The sequence below is a fragment of the Pseudomonas furukawaii genome, from assembly GCF_002355475.1.
In the GTDB taxonomy this organism is placed as follows: domain Bacteria; phylum Pseudomonadota; class Gammaproteobacteria; order Pseudomonadales; family Pseudomonadaceae; genus Metapseudomonas; species Metapseudomonas furukawaii.
The window spans coordinates 320415-337945 of record NZ_AP014862.1; the positions used below are offsets into that span (position 1 = coordinate 320415).

13 protein-coding genes are annotated in these 17531 nt (G+C 67.7%); 8 read left to right on the plus strand and 5 right to left on the minus strand.

The window, feature by feature from the left end:
• Window positions 1-22: 22 nt before the first annotated feature.
• The 5 genes from pyrR to gshB form a co-directional block, all read right to left on the minus strand.
• Window positions 23-535 (minus strand): bifunctional pyr operon transcriptional regulator/uracil phosphoribosyltransferase PyrR, encoded by a 513-nt coding sequence (gene pyrR, locus KF707C_RS01515; protein WP_003455577.1) that lies wholly within the window; start codon window positions 533-535, stop codon window positions 23-25.
• Between the two features lie 13 nt (window positions 536-548).
• The gene (ruvX, locus tag KF707C_RS01520; RefSeq protein WP_003455576.1) at window positions 549-989 is read right to left on the minus strand and encodes a Holliday junction resolvase RuvX; all 441 of its coding nucleotides are present in this window, start codon (window positions 987-989) and stop codon (window positions 549-551) included.
• A complete protein-coding gene (locus KF707C_RS01525; protein ID WP_003455575.1) occupies window positions 989-1555 on the minus strand; it encodes a YqgE/AlgH family protein in 567 nt (188 codons plus the stop codon). Before KF707C_RS01525 ends, ruvX begins: the two co-directional genes overlap by 1 nt.
• A gap of 97 nt (window positions 1556-1652) precedes the next feature.
• Window positions 1653-2546, minus strand: a complete 894-nt coding sequence (locus KF707C_RS01530) for an energy transducer TonB (protein WP_036993789.1) — start codon at window positions 2544-2546, stop codon at window positions 1653-1655.
• An 87-nt stretch (window positions 2547-2633) separates the two neighbouring features.
• Complete coding sequence (gshB, locus tag KF707C_RS01535; protein WP_003455571.1) at window positions 2634-3605, minus strand: glutathione synthase; 972 nt, start codon at window positions 3603-3605, stop codon at window positions 2634-2636.
• Window positions 3606-3871: 266 nt separating this feature from the next.
• On the opposite strand from gshB, the gene pilG reads away from it, so the two are divergent.
• The 8 genes from pilG to KF707C_RS01575 all read left to right on the plus strand — a co-directional run bounded on the left by pilG (window position 3872) and on the right by KF707C_RS01575 (window position 17487).
• Window positions 3872-4279, plus strand: a complete 408-nt coding sequence (gene pilG, locus KF707C_RS01540) for a twitching motility response regulator PilG (RefSeq protein ID WP_003455569.1) — start codon at window positions 3872-3874, stop codon at window positions 4277-4279.
• 45 nt (window positions 4280-4324) lie between these two features.
• Complete coding sequence (pilH, locus tag KF707C_RS01545) at window positions 4325-4690, plus strand: twitching motility response regulator PilH (RefSeq protein ID WP_003455567.1); 366 nt, start codon at window positions 4325-4327, stop codon at window positions 4688-4690.
• Between the two features lie 58 nt (window positions 4691-4748).
• Entirely contained in the window at window positions 4749-5285 is a 537-nt protein-coding gene (locus KF707C_RS01550) for a chemotaxis protein CheW (protein WP_003455565.1), read from the plus strand.
• 139 nt (window positions 5286-5424) lie between these two features.
• On the plus strand, window positions 5425-7473 hold the full coding sequence (locus KF707C_RS01555) for a methyl-accepting chemotaxis protein (RefSeq protein WP_003455563.1): 2049 nt from the start codon (window positions 5425-5427) through the stop codon (window positions 7471-7473).
• Between the two features lie 62 nt (window positions 7474-7535).
• Complete coding sequence (locus KF707C_RS01560) at window positions 7536-8396, plus strand: protein-glutamate O-methyltransferase (RefSeq protein WP_003455560.1); 861 nt, start codon at window positions 7536-7538, stop codon at window positions 8394-8396.
• A gap of 9 nt (window positions 8397-8405) precedes the next feature.
• The gene (locus KF707C_RS01565; protein WP_003455558.1) at window positions 8406-15992 is read left to right on the plus strand and encodes an Hpt domain-containing protein; all 7587 of its coding nucleotides are present in this window, start codon (window positions 8406-8408) and stop codon (window positions 15990-15992) included.
• Complete coding sequence (locus tag KF707C_RS01570) at window positions 15989-17020, plus strand: chemotaxis protein CheB (protein WP_003455557.1); 1032 nt, start codon at window positions 15989-15991, stop codon at window positions 17018-17020. Before KF707C_RS01565 ends, KF707C_RS01570 begins: the two co-directional genes overlap by 4 nt.
• Entirely contained in the window at window positions 17017-17487 is a 471-nt protein-coding gene (locus KF707C_RS01575; RefSeq protein ID WP_003455555.1) for a chemotaxis protein CheW, read from the plus strand. The genes KF707C_RS01570 and KF707C_RS01575 overlap by 4 nt, the downstream gene beginning before the upstream one ends.
• The last annotated feature ends 44 nt before the right edge of the window (window positions 17488-17531 follow it).

A 17531-nucleotide genomic window follows, 5' to 3' on the forward strand; every position in this document is an offset into this window, starting at 1 on the left:
AAGGTTACGAGGAATCGGGGGATCAGGCAGGTGAAGCGAGGTCCTGGCGCTCGAGGCTGAGCGGCGCGGGGCCGAGCAATTTTACCCGCTCGGTGGCGCCGAGGGACAGGGTTGCACCTACCACGTCGGGACGGATCGGCAGCTCGCGGGCGTTGAGGTCCAGCAGGCAGACCAGGGTCACGCTGGCCGGGCGGCCGTAGTCGAACAGCTCGTTGAGGGCCGCGCGCACAGTGCGGCCACTCATCAGGACATCGTCGATCAGCACCAGGTGCTGGCCTTCGATCTCGAAGGGCAGCTCGGAGGGGCGCACCTGGGGGTGCAGGCCGTTCTGGGTGAAGTCGTCGCGGTAGAAGGAGACATCGAGGGTGCCGAGCGGACCCTTCTCGCCCAGTTGCTCCAGCAGGGCCTGGGCGACCCACACGCCGCCGGTGCGGATGCCGATGAAACGGGGTTCGAGGATCTGGCGTGCCTTGAGGTGGGCGTGCAGGTCGCTGGCCATCCGCGGCAGCAGTTCGGCGGGGTTGGGCAGGGTCATCGGCGGTCCTCGCTTAGGATTGTGAAGGGTTCTCGGCCAGCCAGCCTTCCAGCAGCAGGGCGGCGGCCAGGGCATCCACCGGGCGCTCCCGGTAGCCATCGCGCTGGCCTTGGGCCAGGCGTTGGCCCTTGGCCTCGAAAGTGGTCAGGCGCTCGTCGTGGGTGAACACCGGAAGGTTGAAGCGGCCATTGAGCCGCCTGGCGAACTTCTCCGCACGGGCGCTCATCTCGCTGGGGGTGCCGTCCATGTTCAGTGGCAGGCCGACGACGATGGCGTCCGGCTGCCACTCGCGGATCAGGGCTTCGACCTGTTGCCAGTCCGGCACGCCGTTCTGGGCCTTGAGCACCTTGAGCTCGCGGGCCTGGCCGGTGATCGCCTGGCCGACGGCGACACCGATCTGGCGGGTGCCGTAGTCGAAGCCGAGCAACAGTCGCAGGGGTCTGGTCTCGCCCATCAGGCGTGCCCGGCCTGGGCGGTGAGCAGGCTCAGGTTGACCCCGAGGCGCGCGGCGGCCGCACTGAGACGCTGCTCGGCCGGGGTGTCGAAGAGGATCGGCAGGTCCGCCGGGCAGGTCAGCCAGGCGTTGTCGGCGAGCTCCGCCTCCAGTTGGCCGGCGTCCCATCCGGCGTAGCCGAGGGCCACCAGGCTTTTCTCCGGCCCGCTGCCGTCGGCGATGGCGAAGAGCACGTCCTGGGAGGTGGACAGGGCCAGTTCGCCCAGCTCCAGGGTGGCCTGGTAGCTGTGGCCGGTGGGGTGCAGGACGAAACCTCGATCGGTCTGCACCGGCCCGCCAGCGAAGATGGGCAGGCCCTGGCAGCGCGCAGGCGGCGTGTAGTCCATGCGCAGCTGCTCCAGCACATCGCTCAGGCTGAGGCCGTTGGGTCGATTGATCACCAGCCCCATGGCGCCCTGCTCGTTGTGTTCCACCAGGTAGGTGACGGTCTGGGCGAAGTTGGGATCGGCCATGTGCGGCATGGCGATGAGGAAGTGATGCTTGAGGTAGCTCGGTGCGCTTTTCATGTCGGCTAGTTTCAGGCTTAAGTCGGCAGGCTTCAAGCGGCAGGGCGCCGGCTTCCGCTCCTGCCTGAAGCCTAGGGCATGGACCGCACCCTCGCCCTCAGTTGCTCGACAGGCGGTCGCCCCGCTCGAAGCGCCAGGTGCGGATGATTTCCAGGCGGTCGATGTCCGCGAGGTCCCCGGTGAAGGGGGCGAAGGGCGCGGCGAGGCGGACGATGCGCATGGCGCCCTGGTCCAGCACCGACTGGCCGGAGGACTCCAGCACCTGCACCTCGTAGAGGGTGCCGTCGCGGTTGATCGAGACCAGCAGCCGCAGGTTGCCGTAGATCCGCTGGCGACGGGCCTCGTCCGGGTAATTCAGGTTGCCGATGCGCTCGATCTTCTTGCGCCACTCTTCCTTGTACCAGGCGCCCTTGTCGCGCATGGTCGAGGCCGCGCTGAGGCGGTGGATGCGCGGGCGCTTGGCATAGAGCTGGCGCTCCTTGTCCAGTTCCGCCTCGAGGCTGGCGATCTCGGCGGAGAGCTGCGAGCTGTCGAAAGTGGGGGCTGGCCTGGCCTCGGGTTGGGGGCGGGTCTGCTCGCGCTTGACCGTGGTCTTCTGCGGTTGCGGCTTGGTGGTGGCGACGGCGGCCTTGGGGGCTTCCTTCCTGGGCGCCTGGGTTGGCGCGGTCGGCGGCGTGGCCTTGCGGATCTCCTTGTCCTGGAAGGGCGCGACCTCGGTGGTCTTGGGGGTGGCCTTGTGTTCCAGGGTGCCGCTGCCCTGCTGGTTGGCCTGGGCGAGGAAGTCGGCCTCCTTGGGCTTTTCCTCGCTCTTGAAGGTGGCCAGGGTGATTTCCAGGGACTTGCTGATCTGCTGCGGGTCGCCGAGGGTGAAGCCGACCCCGAGTATCACCGCGACGTGCAGCACGGCGGCGAGGAACAGGGTAAAGCCCAGCCGGTCCGCCGGGCGGACGCCGGCGGTCGGATGGGCGGAGGAGGTCATGGCTGCGTTCATCGCCAGTCAGCTTGCTGCGGATAGCGGCGCAGTCTGCCCAAGTGGGACTGTGGGCTGCAAGCGACACGCCTCAAGCTGTTACCTGCTTCAAGCTTGTGGCGTTCGGCCTGCCGCTTTCAGCTTCTGCTCGATGGCCTCCATCAGGCGTGCACCGATGCGGGTGTCGTAGGCCTTGTCGATCTCGCGGATGCAGGTGGGACTGGTCACGTTGATCTCGGTGAGGTGATCGCCGATCACATCCAGGCCGACGAACAGCAGGCCCTTCTCCCGCAGGGTCGGGCCCACGGTGGCGGCGATCTCCCGGTCGCGCTCGGTCAGCGGACGCGCCTCGCCACGGCCACCGGCGGCCAGGTTGCCACGGGTCTCGCCGGCCGCGGGGATGCGTGCCAGGCAGTAGGGCACCGGCTCGCCGTCGATCATCAGGATGCGCTTGTCGCCGTCGACGATGGCCGGCAGGTAGCGCTGGGCCATGATCTGCTGGCTGCCGTGGGCGGTCAGGGTCTCGAGGATCACCGAGAGGTTGGGGTCGCCGGCGCGGTGGCGAAAGATCGAGGAACCGCCCATGCCATCAAGGGGTTTGAGAATGATGTCACGCTGTTCTTCGGCAAACTCGCGCAGAATGTCCGCTCGTCGGCTGACCAGGGTCGGCGGTGTGAGCTGGGGGAACAGGGTGGCGAAGAACTTCTCGTTGCAGTCGCGCAGGCTCTGCGGGCGGTTCACCACCAGGACGCCGGCCCGTTCGGCCTGTTCCAGCAGGTAGGTGGAGTAGACGAACTCGTTGTCGAAGGGCGGATCCTTGCGCATCAGGATCACGTCCAGGTCGGCCAGCGGGATGTCGTCCTCGGCCTCCAGCTCGAACCAGCGCTCCGGGTCGAGGAAGACCTTCAAGGGACGCATGCGCGTGCGAGCTTCACCGTTTTTCTGGTAAAGGTCCTGCTGCTCCATGTAGAACAGCGACCAGCCGCGCTCCTGGGCCGCCAGCAGCATGGCCAGGGAGCTGTCCTTCTTGAAGGAGATTTTCGCAATGGGGTCCATGACGATCCCGAGGCGAACGCTCATGGGGGTTCTCCGCAACAGGTTTCAAGGGGCTCGCCAGGACGGCGGGCCGGTTGGATGAGGCGCTCAGGGTGGCGCCGCCATTGATCGCGGTCAAGGAAAAAACCTCCCGTAAAAGGGGAGGAATCGCAGATGCGGATGGCGTGTAGCCGACGTCTGGAGACTGTGCTAAAAAGGCCCGACGATTGGGCCGGAGCCCGTCGTTTTCAGGGCCTCAGGCACACATATAAAGCAGAAGAACGACTCACCGAGGCGATGGTAGGGCGAACATGGAACAGCATTCCGAGGGTTTGAAGGTCATGGTGATCGACGATTCGAAAACGATTCGTCGCACCGCCGAGACTCTGCTGAAAAAGGTGGGTTGCGAAGTCATCACCGCGGTGGATGGTTTCGATGCCCTGGCCAAGATCGCCGACTCCCACCCGAACATCATCTTCGTCGACATCATGATGCCCCGCCTGGACGGCTACCAGACCTGTGCCCTGATCAAGAACAACAGCGCTTTCAAGTCCACCCCGGTGATCATGCTGTCCTCCAAGGACGGCCTGTTCGACAAGGCCAAGGGTCGCATCGTCGGTTCCGACCAGTACCTCACCAAGCCATTCAGCAAGGAAGAGCTGCTCGGCGCGATCAAGACTCACGTCCCCGATTTCACCCCGGTGGAGCAAGCCTCCTGAAGTCCGGCCTGATGGCCGGTGAAGCCTTTCCGAATGGGGAACCCAATGGCTCGTATTCTGATTGTTGATGACTCGCCGACCGAAATGTACAAACTGACCGCCATGCTGGAGAAGCACGGTCATCAGGTACTCAAGGCCGAGAACGGCGCCGACGGCGTGGCCCTGGCCCGCCAGGAGAAGCCCGACGCCGTCCTCATGGACATCGTCATGCCCGGCCTCAACGGTTTCCAGGCGACCCGTCAACTGACCAAGGACGCCGAGACCAGCCATATTCCGGTGATCATCGTCACCACCAAGGATCAGGAAACCGACAAGGTCTGGGGCAAGCGCCAGGGCGCCAAGGACTACCTGACCAAGCCCATCGACGAAGACACCCTGATCAAGACCCTGAACACGGTACTGGCCGGCTGACACCTGCGCCGGTCCCCCGAAGCATAACGATTAGAAACAGGCCAAGGCCGGTCACCCAATGTCGGAATCCCGGACACCCTTCCAGCTCCTCCTCGAGATCGACCAGCGCTGCCGTGCGCTGGCCGCGGGCCTGCCCGCGCAGCAGCAGGTGGTGCGCAGCTGGAGCGGCATTGGTTTCCGCATGGGCGAGCGACACTTCGTGGCGCCCATGGGCGAGGTCAGCGAGGTGCTCCACGAGCCCCGCTACACCTCGCTGCCTGGCGTGAAGAGCTGGGTCCGGGGCGTGGCCAACGTGCGTGGCCGCCTGCTGCCGATCATGGACCTGTGCGGTTTCTTCGGCGGCGAGCTGTCGCCCCTGCGCAAGCAGCGCCGGGTGCTGGTGGTGGACCACCAGGAGATCTTCGCCGGCCTGATCGTCGACGAGGTCTTCGGCATGCAGCATTTCCTGGTGGATGCCTTCAGCGAGGAGCGACCTCTCCTGGAGGCCAGCATCCAGCCCTTCATCCACGGTGTGTTCCATCGCGAGCGGCCCTGGCTGGTGTTCAGCCCTCACGTGCTGGCCCGGCACCAGGCCTTCCTCGAGGTAGCGGTCTAGTTCCACGCGCGGCGCATGGCGCCTCGCGCGGCCCACGGGACGGAGTGCCCGGGGGCCCAGGCTTCAAGGTTGGGCCGGCGCTGCCGGCCCTTTGGCGTTACATGGGAAACCAGTGGTTGGTCCAGGCGGGGGCCCGATAATGAAAAGACTCAACGCAGGCAATCTTCTTTCCGGGGTGCGCAGCACGTCGCTGATCGCGGGACTCTTCGTGGTCCTGATCATCGCCATCGTGCTGCTGTTCGCGAACTTCGCGTACCTCAACACCCAGGCGAACTACGACAAGGAATACATCAGCCACGCCGGCGAGCTGCGCGTCCTGTCCCAGCGTATCGCGAAGAACTCCAGCGAGGCCGCCGCGGGCAAGGCCGAAGCCTTCGCCCAGCTCAAGGACGCGCGCAACGACTTCGACAAGCGCTGGAACATCCTCACCAAGGGGGATGCGTCCGCCGGCCTGCCCGCCGCACCCGCCGCCGTGGAAGACGAGATGGGCGCGGTGCAGAAGGACTGGGACAACCTGCGCAAGAACGCCGACGCCATCCTGGCCAGTGAACAGACCGTACTGTCCCTGCACCAGGTGGCCGCCACCCTGGCCGAAACCATCCCGCAGCTGCAGGTGGAGTACGAGGAAGTCGTCGACATCCTGCTGGAAAGCGGCGCCCCCGCCAGCCAGGTCTCCGTGGCCCAGCGCCAGTCGTTGCTGGCCGAGCGAATCCTCGGCTCGGTGAACAAGGTGCTGGCCGGTGACGAGGACTCCGTGCAGGCCGCCGACATGTTCGGCCGCGACGCCAGCCTCTTCGGCCGCGTGCTCAGCGCCATGCTGGAAGGCAACGCCGCCATGGACATCTCCAAGGTGACCAACACCGAGGCGCTGGAGCGCCTGCAGGAGATTTCCGAGCTGTTCGAATTCGTCTCCGGCTCCGTGGACGAGATCCTCGAGACCTCTCCGGAGCTGTTCCAGGTCCGGGAGTCCGCCAACACCATCTTCTCCGGCTCCCAGATCCTGCTGGACAAGGCCTCCGGCCTGACCACCGGCTTCGAGAACCTGGCCGCCGGCCGTGGCCTCAACACCCTCGCGGGTTACATCCTCGGCGCCCTCGCCCTGGGCGCGATCATCCTCATCGGCCTGGTGATGGTGCAGAGCACCCGCAGCCGACTGGCCGAAACCGCCGCCAAGAACGAACGCAACCAGGCCGCGATCCTGCGCCTGCTGGACGAGATCGCCGACCTCGCCGACGGTGACCTGACCGTGGCCGCGACCGTGACCGAAGACTTCACCGGTGCGATCGCCGACTCCATCAACTACTCCATCGACCAGCTCCGCGAACTGGTGGAAACCATCAACCTGACCGCCGTGCAGGTGGCCGCCGCCGCGCAGGAAACCCAGGCCACCGCCATGCACCTGGCCGAGGCGTCCGAGCACCAGGCCCAGGAAATCGCCGGTGCCTCCGCCGCGATCAACGAAATGGCCGTGTCCATTGACCAGGTATCGGCGAACGCCTCCGAATCCTCCGCGGTAGCCGAGCGCTCCGTAGCCATCGCCAACAAGGGCAACGAGGTGGTGCACAACACCATCACCGGCATGGACAACATCCGTGAGCAGATCCAGGACACCTCCAAGCGGATCAAGCGCCTGGGTGAATCGTCCCAGGAGATCGGTGACATCGTGAGCCTGATCAACGACATCGCCGACCAGACCAACATCCTCGCCCTGAACGCCGCCATCCAGGCCTCCATGGCCGGTGACGCGGGCCGTGGCTTCGCCGTGGTAGCGGACGAGGTCCAGCGCCTCGCGGAACGCTCCTCCGCCGCCACCAAGCAGATCGAGGCGCTGGTGAAGACCATCCAGACCGACACCAACGAAGCGGTGATCTCCATGGAACAGACCACCTCCGAAGTGGTCCGTGGCGCACGCCTGGCGCAGGACGCCGGTGTGGCCCTGGAGGAGATCGAGAAGGTATCCAAGACCCTGGCGGCGCTGATCCAGAACATCTCCAATGCCGCTCGTCAGCAGGCCTCCTCCGCCGGCCACATCTCCAACACCATGAACGTGATCCAGGAGATCACCTCGCAGACCTCCGCCGGCACCACCGCCACAGCGAAGAGCATCGGCAACCTGGCGAAGATGGCGAGCGAGATGCGCAAGTCGGTATCCGGCTTCAAGCTGCCGGATACCCAGGACATAGCCTGACCAGGGGAGGCGCCGCGGCCTGAGGTCGCGGCACGACGGCCATGAATCAAGGGCACGACAGCATGCAGCCAGGCGGCGTCTGGGCCTTGAAACCCCTGGCCGACATGACGCACGAGGAGTTCCAGGACTGGCAGAAACTGCTGGAGGAACGCACAGGCGTGGTGGTCAACGACCGGCGCCGCACCTTCCTGCAGGCCAACCTCAGTGCGCGTATGCGCGAGCTGGGGGTGACGGACTACGCCAGCTACTACCGCCAGGTCACCGATGGTCCCCGTGGTGCCGTGGAGTGGTCCAACCTGCTGGACCGTCTGACGGTGCAGGAAACCCGCTTCTTCCGCCATGGTCCGTCCTTCGAGCTGCTCGCCGACTACCTGCGCGGGCGCATCGAGACCGGCCTGTCGCGGCCCCTGGAAATCTGGAGCCTGGGGTGCTCCAGCGGAGAGGAACCCTATTCCCTGGCCATGGTGGCCGCCGAAGCCCTGGCCGGCACGCCGTGGCCGGATCACTTCGCGGTCACGGGCACCGACATCAGCCTGAGCGCCCTGGCCAAGGCCCGCGAGGGCGTATATGGCGCCCGCCGCCTGGAACCCCTGGCAACCGAGCTTGCCGAACGTTATTTCCAGGCCCTGGACGCCGGGCGTTACAAGGTGGTGCCGAGCCTGGCGGCGCGGGTGTGCTGCGCACGGCTCAATGTGCTGGAACTGGCCAAGGCGCCAATGTCCGGCATGGACGTAATTTTCTGCCAGAACCTGTTGATCTACTTCCGCCGCTGGCGGCGCCGCGACATCCTCAACCGCCTGGCCGAGCGCCTGGCGCCGGGAGGGCTGATGGTGCTGGGCGTGGGCGAAGTCGTGGGTTGGGAGCATCCGGAGCTTGAGCCGGTGGCCAACGAACAGGTTCTCGCATTCACCCGGAAGGGATAGCAGACGGCTATGACTGATCGGCATGACTATGTCGCCCTCGAGTGGGTCAAGGGCGAGATCGCGGAAACCCTGAAGCAGGCGCGGCAGGCTCTGGAGGATTTCGTCGAGAATCCCCAGGACCCGACACGCATGCGTTTCTGCCTGAACTACATCCACCAGGTCCAGGGCACGCTGCAGATGGTCGAGTTCTACGGCGCGGCCCTGCTCGCCGAGGAGATGGAACGCCTGGCCCTGGCCCTGATGGAAGGACGCACCGCCAACCGGGGCGAGGCCCTGGAAGTGCTGATGCAGGCCATCCTCCAGCTGCCGCCCTACCTGGACCGCATCCAGAGCGCCCGCCGCGACCTGCCGATGGTGCTGCTGCCGCTGCTCAACGACCTGCGCGCCGCCCGTGGCGACAACCTGCTGTCGGAAACCAGCCTCTTCGCCCCCGACCTGTCCAGCGTCATGCCCGCGCTGTCCGTGGACAGCCTGGCGCGCATGCGCACCGCCGAGCTGCCGGCGCTGTTGCGCAAGTTGCGGCAGATGCTGCAGACCGCGCTGGTCGGCGTGATCCGCAACCAGGACCTGGCCACCAACCTCGGCTACATGGCGCGGGTCTTCGCCCGCCTCGAATCCCTCTGCCAGGACGCCCCCCTGGGGACCCTCTGGCCCATCGCCTCGGGCCTGGTGGAAGGCCTCGCCAATGGATCGGTGGTCAATGGCTCCTCGGTGCGCAACCTGCTGCGCCAGGTGGACAAGGAGCTCAAGCGCCTGTTGGAACAGGGTGCCGACGGCTTCAACCAGGCCGCCCCCGAAGAGCTGGTGAAGAACCTGCTGTTCTACATCGCCAAGGCGCCGGCCCAGTCGCCACGGATCCGCGCCCTGAAGGCGCGCTACCGCCTCGACGAGGCCCTGCCGGATACCGCCGTGGTGGACGAGGAGCGTGCCCGTCTCGCCGGGCCGGACCGCGACGCCATGCGCTCGGTGGTCGCCGCCCTCTGCGAGGAACTGGTGCGGGTCAAGGACAGCCTCGACCTGTTCGTGCGCAGCGACCGCAGTGCCGTGACCGATCTGGATGCCCTGCTGCCGCCCCTCAAGCAGATCGCCGACACCCTCGCGGTACTGGGCTTCGGCCAGCCACGCAAGGTGATCCTCGACCAGATCGACGTCATCCATGGCCTGTCCCTCGGTCAGCGCGAGCCCAGCGACGCGGTGCTGATGGATGTCGCCGGTGCGCTGCTCTACGTGGAAGCCACCCTGGCCGGCATGGTCGGTCCGGCGGAGGAGGGGGGCGGCGAGGAAAGCCACCTGCCCACCACCGACGTGGCGCAGATCCACCAGCTGGTGATCAAGGAGGCCCGCAACGCCCTGGAGCAGGCCAAGGACGCCATCATCGAGTTCATCGCCTCCCAGTGGAACCATGAGCACCTGGCCCGGGTACCGGAATTGCTGACCCAGGCCCGAGGCGGCCTGTCGATGATTCCGTTGCCCCGTGCCGCCACCCTGCTGGAAGCTTGCAACCGCTACATCCAGGAGCAGTTGCTGGCGCGCAAGGCCGTGCCCAACTGGCAGAGCCTGGACACCCTCGCCGACGCCATCACCAGCGTCGAGTACTACCTGGAACGACTCTCCGAGGACCATGCCGCCCAAGGCGACCTGATCCTCGACGTGGCCGAGGAAAGCCTTGCCGCCCTGGGTTATCCGGTTCAGCAGAAACCCTCCATCCTCGACCCGGTGGCCGATGTGGAGCCACCGGCGCCTCTGGCCGACCCGCTGCAGGACATCGAAGTGCTGGCCGCCGAGGAGACCGAACTCAGCCAGCACCTGGAGCTGGACGAGGAACCCGCGTCCCTGATGCCCGACCCGCTGCCGGAGGACGCCGAAGTGTCCGTCGATGCAGCGGCGCCCCAGGCGCCGGACGATTTCGACTCCGACTTCGGGCTGGGCGCCTCGCCCGACGCCGCTGTCATGCCGGCCGCCGAAGGGCTGGCCAACGACGACAACTGGCGCCTGGGCGAGCCGGAAACCCGGCCTGCCGAGGGTTTCGACCTCAGCCTGGATGCCCCCCTGGAAAGGACGGGCGGCGAGTCGCCTGAGGCCCAGGCGGGCGAGCTGCTGGCCAGCGATGACAACTGGAGCCTGGGTGAGCCGGAACTGCTCCCCAGCGAAGGATTCGACTTCAGCCTGGATGCACCGCTGGAGGCGACGGTCGACGCCCCCATCCCCGACCGCGCCAATGAATGGGACCTGGCGGAACTGGACGCTGCCCTGCTGCCCCACAGGAACGATCCATTGCCGAGCCTCGACCTCACCGAGCTCGACAGCCTGCCGGCGGATGCCGACGCACCGGTGGTCCGCAGCGAAGACTGGCAGGGTCTCGACCTGGACATGCCGCTGGAGTTCGAGCCAGTCCAGCCGCAGCCCAGCTTCGACCTGGCCGATCTGGAGGCGCTTGCGCCGGCGCAACCGGGCGAGCCCGCCGCACTCGATCCGCAGGGTGACGGCGAGGCGCTGCCGAGCCTGGACTTCGACGAACTGGAACTGCTGCCCGTCGACGAGCCCCTGGCCGGGCTGGAAGCCCTGAGCCTCGACGACCTGCCCGCGCCCCTGGAATGGGATGAGGCCGCCCTGGCCGAACTGGGCCTGCCCGATGTTGAGCTGCCGGCCGCGCCCGATCCCGTGCCGGAAGCCCCTGAGGTGCCGGCCGAGCGCCCGCTGTCCCTGGCCGACGTCATGGCCGCTCCGGTCCCGGCGTTCAATCCGCCGGCCCGCGAGGTGCCGCCCACGCTGTTGCCGCCGCCGGCCGACGAGGAACCGGTGGACGACGAGTTGCAGGAAGTCTTCATCGAAGAGGCCGGTGAAGTGCTGGAGACCCTCGCCGAGTACCTGCCCCGCTGGCACGCCGCCGACGACGACCGCGACGCCCTGGGCGAAGTGCGCCGGGCCTTCCATACCCTCAAGGGCAGCGGGCGGATGGTCCGCGCCCTGGTCATCGGCGAACTCAGCTGGTCCGTGGAGAACCTGCTGAACCGCGTGCTGGATCGCAGCATCGAGGCCAGCGAGCCGGTGCACCAGGTGGTCCAGGAAGTGGTCGACCTGTTGCCGGCACTGGTGCAGGAGTACGCCGACAAGGCCCAGCGCCAACGGGACGACGTCGACCTGCTGGCCGCCACCGCCCACGCCCTGGCCAAGGGACAGCCCCTCCCAAAATCTGATGCCCCGGGTTCAGAGCAGGCCGTCGGGCCCGTGGGCGAGGCTCAGGCTCACGTCATCACCGACAGCGGTGAGGCGCTGGACCCGCAACTGCTGGAAATCTTCCGCAACGAGGCGGAGCTGCACCTGGACACCCTGGCCGGATTCCTCAAGGCCTGCGACCAGGAACTGCCCCAGGCGGTGAACGACGACCTCCAGCGTGCGCTCCATACCCTCAAGGGCAGTGCCCACATGGCGGGCATCCTGCCCATCGCCGAGATCGCCACGCCCCTGGAGAAGCTGGCCAAGGAGTACAAGACCAACCTGCTCAGCATCGACCTGTCCGAGGCCGAGTTGCTGAAGGACGCCCTGGCCCTGCTGCGGGTCGGTGTCGCGCAACTGGACAGCGCACCGCTGGAGCCGATTCCCGGCACCGAGGCGCTGCTGGAGCGCATTCGCCGGCTGCATCAGGAGCGCCTGGACGCCGCCAACGCCGCTCGCCGCAACGACAAGGGCGAGAGCCGCGATCCGCAGATGATCTCGCTGTTCCTCGCCGAGGGCATGGATATCCTGCTGGATGCCGAGGACCTGTTGCGTCGCTGGCGGGAGCATCCCGCCGAGCGCCAGGAACTGGGCGCGCTGCTGGAAGAACTGACTACCCTGGCCCATGGCGCGGAAATGGCCGAGCTGCCACAGATCGAGACGCTCTGCGAAGCGCTGCTGGATGTCTACGGTGCCGTTGACGAGAGCAGCCTGCCGGTCAGCGAGCGCTTCTTCAGCGAGGCCGAGGCGGCTCATGAGGCGCTGATCGGCATGATGGACCAGGTCGCTGCGGCCCTTGAGGTCACGCCCCGGCCGGAGCGCGTCCAGGCGCTGCACGCCCTGCTGCAGGAGGCGGTGGACCCTGTGGCCCTGGCGTCGCTGGAGCCCGATGCGGCGCCGGATGCCGTCGACGATGCCCTGTCCGGGTCGAACCCCGCCGAGGCCCCCATCGACGAGGTGCCCCTGGACGAGGTGCCCGCCGCACTGGACCAGGAAATGGTGGACATCTTCCTCGAGGAGGCGGTGGACATCCTCGACAGTGCCGGCAAGGCCCTGGAGCGCTGGCTTGGCGAGCCCGGCAACATGTCCGCGCTGTTGTCCCTGCAGCGCGACCTGCACACCCTCAAGGGTGGCGCGCGCATGGCCGAGATCCGCCCCATCGGTGACCTGGCCCACGAACTGGAGTCGCTCTACGAGGGCCTGGTGGATCGCCGCCACAACCATTCCCCCCGCCTGTCGGGCCTGCTCCAGGACAGCCATGACTGCCTCGCCCGGCTGCTGGAACAGCTTCAGGCCGGCCGTCCGCTGGCCGAGCCGGCGCAACTGATCCGGGACATCCGCGGCTACCGCCAGGGCGGCGCCCAGAGCCTGTCCGCGGCGGTGGTGGAGCCCCTGCCGGAGGCCTTCGAGGACGCGTTCCCCGAGTTCGACGCGGCGGACGACCCGCCCGCCGCCAACGATGCCGGGGCGGAGTCGTCCAGCGAGGACGAAATGGAGACGGAGCTGGCCCTTGCGCTGGACGAAGGCGAGCCCCGGCCCCTGGTCGAAGAGCCGGCGCGCTACGGCGGCGAGTCCCTGGGGCTGGACCGCGAGCAGGACCCGGAGCTGGTGGAGATCTTCCTTGAGGAGGGTTTCGACATCCTCGACAGCGCCGGCGCCGCCCTGCAGCGTTGGATCGAGGACCCGGACAACCTGCTGGAAGTGGAGGCCCTGCAGCGGGACCTGCATACCCTCAAGGGCGGCGCACGCATGGCCGAGATCGGCCCCATCGGCGATCTCTCCCATGAGCTGGAATTCCTCTACGAGGGCCTCTGCAGCGGCCGCCTGCGCGCCAGTCCGGAACTGTTCCTGCTGCTGCAGGCCTGCCAGGACCGCCTGGGCGAGATGCTCGACGCGGTACGGGCTCGCCGTCCGCTGCCCGATGGCCGGCCGCTGATCGAAGCCATCCAGCGTTGGCGCGCCAACCCCGCCGAGCAGCTGGCCATGCCCAGCAGCGTCCACCTGCAACCGGCCGTGGAAGACGAGCTGGAGGCCGTGGCCGAGGCGGATATCCTCGACATCTTCCTGGAAGAGGCCGACGACCTGCTGGAGGCCATGGAGACCGCCATCGGCCGCTGGGAGGAGTCCCGCGAGGACGGCAGCCAACTGGACGAGCTGCTGCGCAACCTGCATACCCTCAAGGGCGGCGCCCGCCTGGCCGGGCAGAGACGCCTCGGCGACCTCAGCCACGACCTGGAGCAGTACCTCATCGAGATCCAGCAACAGGGTGCGCCCTGGCCGGAAAGCCTGTTCCTCGACCTGCAGTCCGGCTACGAGGGGCTGCAGGCCGAACTGGACACCCTGCGCCAGCAGCTGGACCAGAGCCTGGCGGAGGATCAGCCCGGCGCCAGGGGCCCCGGGAACGAGCCGGGGCCCGTTGCCCTGGCCGCCCCCATTGTCGCGGCCAGCGTGGCGCCGGATGTCCCTCAGGAGGAGCGGGTCCTGCCGTTCGTCCGTCGAGCCCAGGAGGCGGCCCAGGAAGCCGCCGCGCGCCGCGCGCCCCAGGAGCTGGTGAAAGTGCCGGCGGAGTTGCTGGAGGGCCTGGTGAACCTGGCCGGCGAAACCTCTATCTTCCGGGGACGGGTGGAGCAGCAGGTCAGTGATTTCAGCTTCACCCTCACCGAGATGGAGGCCACCATCGAGCGGGTCAGGGACCAGCTGCGCCGTCTCGACACCGAGACCCAGGCGCAGATCCTCAGCCGTTACCAGGCGGAGGCCGAGCGCGCCGGCTACGAAGAGTTCGACCCGCTGGAAATGGACCGTCACTCCCAGTTGCAGCAACTGTCCCGCGCACTCTTCGAGTCCGCGTCGGACCTGCTGGACCTCAAGGAAACCCTGGCCGCACGCAACCGCGATGCGGAAACCCTGCTGTTGCAGCAGGCGAGGGTGAACACCGAGCTGCAGGAAGGCCTGATGCGCACCCGCATGGTGCCCTTCGATCGACTGGTGCCGCGCCTGCGCCGGATCGTCCGGCAGGTGGCCAGCGAACTGGGCAAGCAGGTGGAGTTCGTCGTCGGCAACGCCGAGGGCGAAATGGACCGTACCGTGCTGGAACGCATGGTGGCGCCCCTGGAGCACATGCTGCGCAACGCCGTCGACCACGGCATCGAGACCGCGGAGGCCCGCCGCGCCGCCGGCAAGCCGGAGACCGGCACCATCCGCCTGAACCTCGGCCGTGAAGGTGGCGACATCGTGCTCACCCTGGAGGACGACGGCGCCGGCATCAGGCTGGAGGCCGTGCGCCGCAAGGCCATCGAGCGCGGCATGATGGATGCCGATGCGGACCTCTCCGACCACGAGGTGCTGCAGTTCATCCTCGAGCCGGGCTTCTCCACCGCCGAGCAGGTCACCCAGATTTCCGGCCGTGGCGTCGGCATGGACGTGGTGCACTCCGAGGTGAAACAGCTCGGCGGTGGCATGAGCATCGACTCCACGCCGGGCGTCGGCAGCCGCTTCCTCATCCGCCTGCCCTTCACCGTTTCGGTGAACCGTGCGCTGATGGTGCTCTCCGGCGAGGACCTCTACGCCATCCCGCTGAATACCATCGAAGGCATAGTGCGGGTTTCGCCCTATGAGCTGGAGGCCTACTACCAGCCCGGTGCGCCGCGCTTCGAGTACGCCGCGCAGGCCTATGAACTGAAGTACCTGGGCGATCTGCTGGATAACGGCCAGCAGCCGAAGCTGGTGGGCCAGAGCCTGCCGTTGCCGGTGATCCTGGTGCGTTCCAGCGAGCACGCCGTGGCGGTGCAGGTGGACGCCCTGGTGGGTTCCCGCGAGATCGTGGTGAAGAGCCTGGGCCCGCAGTTCGCCGGGGTCCATGGCATCTCCGGGGCCACCATCCTCGGCGATGGCCGCGTGGTGGTGATCCTCGACCTGCTGGCCACCATCCGTTCGCGCCATGCCCACCTGGCGCAGCCGCTGCCGCGCTCGGCCAGCGTCGCCCAGTTGCCGGCGGAGACCGACCTGGTGCGTCCGCCGCTGGTGATGGTGGTGGACGACTCGGTGACCGTGCGCAAGGTGACCAGCCGCCTGCTGGAGCGCAACGGCATGAACGTGCTCACCGCCAAGGACGGGGTGGACGCCATCGCGCTGCTGCAGGAGCAGCGCCCGGACATCCTGCTGCTGGACATCGAGATGCCGCGCATGGACGGCTTCGAGGTGGCCACCCTGGTGCGCCACGACGAGCGCCTGAAGGACCTGCCGATCATCATGATCACCTCCCGTACCGGCGAGAAGCACCGGGAGCGTGCCCTGGCGATCGGCGTCAACGAGTACCTGGGCAAGCCCTACCAGGAGTCCCAGTTGCTCGACAGCATCCAGCATCTGGTCAAACGGACATGACAGAGAAGACATCCGCACGCATCGCCGTGCTCGCCGACACCTCGCTGCAGCGCCATGTGCTGCAGCAGGCCCTGACCGGCAATGGTTACCAGGTGGTGCTCAACAGTGACCCGGCGCGCCTGGACGAAGCCGCGCTGGGCGCCTGCGAGGCCGACCTGTGGCTGGTGGACCTGGCCCTGTCGGAGGACTCTCCCCTGGTGGACAACCTGCTGGAACACGCCAGCGCGCCGGTGCTGTTCGGCGAGGGCCATGCCCCCGAGCGCCATTCCGAACACTATCCGCGCTGGGAGCGGCGCCTGTTCGGCAAGCTGAAGAAGCTGGTGGGCGACCCCGCCGTGGCGGTGGGTCCGAGCCTGCAGACGCTGCTGGCCGACGCCCAGCGCCCGGCGCGGCTGGAGCTGCCCCGGGCCCTGGCGAACACCCCGCTGGTGTCCGGCGAGCCGGCCCGTCAGGTCTGGCTGCTGGCGGCGTCCCTGGGTGGCCCGGCGGCGGTGAAGGACTTCCTCGACGCCCTGCCCGGCGGCCTGCCGGTGGGCTTCCTCTACGCCCAGCACATCGACGCCACCTTCGAGTCGGCCCTGCCCCAGGCGGTGGGGCGTCACAGCCAGTGGCACGTCAATCTGGTACGCCCCGGCGAGCCGGTCCGCTGCGGCGAAGTGGTGGTGGTACCCATCGCCCAGGAGCTGGCCTTCGACGAGGACGGCCGCGTGCAACTGGCCGACCGGCCCTGGCCGGAGCCCTACAGCCCGTCCATCGACCAGGCGATGCTCAACCTGGGCCAGCAATTCGGTGCGGATTGCGGCGTCATCGCCTTCAGCGGAATGGGCAGCGACGGCAGCGCCGCAGCCGCCTACCTGAAGCGCCAGGGCGGCCTGATCTGGACCCAGAGTGCCGACAGCTGTGCCTGTTCGAGCATGCCCGACAGCCTGCGCGAGGGCGGTTACAGCAGCTTCAGTGGCAACCCGCGGGAACTCGCGGCGAAGCTGGTGGAGCACCTGGCCGCCTCGCTCAACCAGGATTCGCCATGACCCAAGTCGTGACCCAACAGACCGGCGCCAGCAGCCTCACCGGCCTGCTGCTGCCCCTTTCCGACCGTGCCCTGCTGGTGCCCAACGTGGCGCTGGCGGAACTCATTCCCTACCGTGCTCCCCAGGCTTCGCCGGGCCTGCCCGCCTGGCTCCTGGGCCAGATTGCCTGGCGTGACCTGCGCCTGCCCCTGCTGTCCTTCGAGGCGGCCGCCGGCGGCGAGGTACGGGTCGGTCCCGGCGCCCGGGTGGCGGTACTCAACGCCCTGGGCGGGCGCCCCCATGTGAAGTTCATCGCCCTGCTGCTGCAGGGCATTCCCCGTTCCCTCAGGCTCGAGGAGAACCTGCCCCGCGCCAATGCGCCGCTGTCGGTGCTGGAGCTGGATGCGGTGCAACTGGGCACCGACCTGGCGAGGATTCCGGACCTGATGGCGCTGGAGCAGATGCTGGCGGATGCCGGGCTGATCTGAAGCGGCACCCTTCGGCCACCGCTGATGGGTATCGCAAGCTCAAC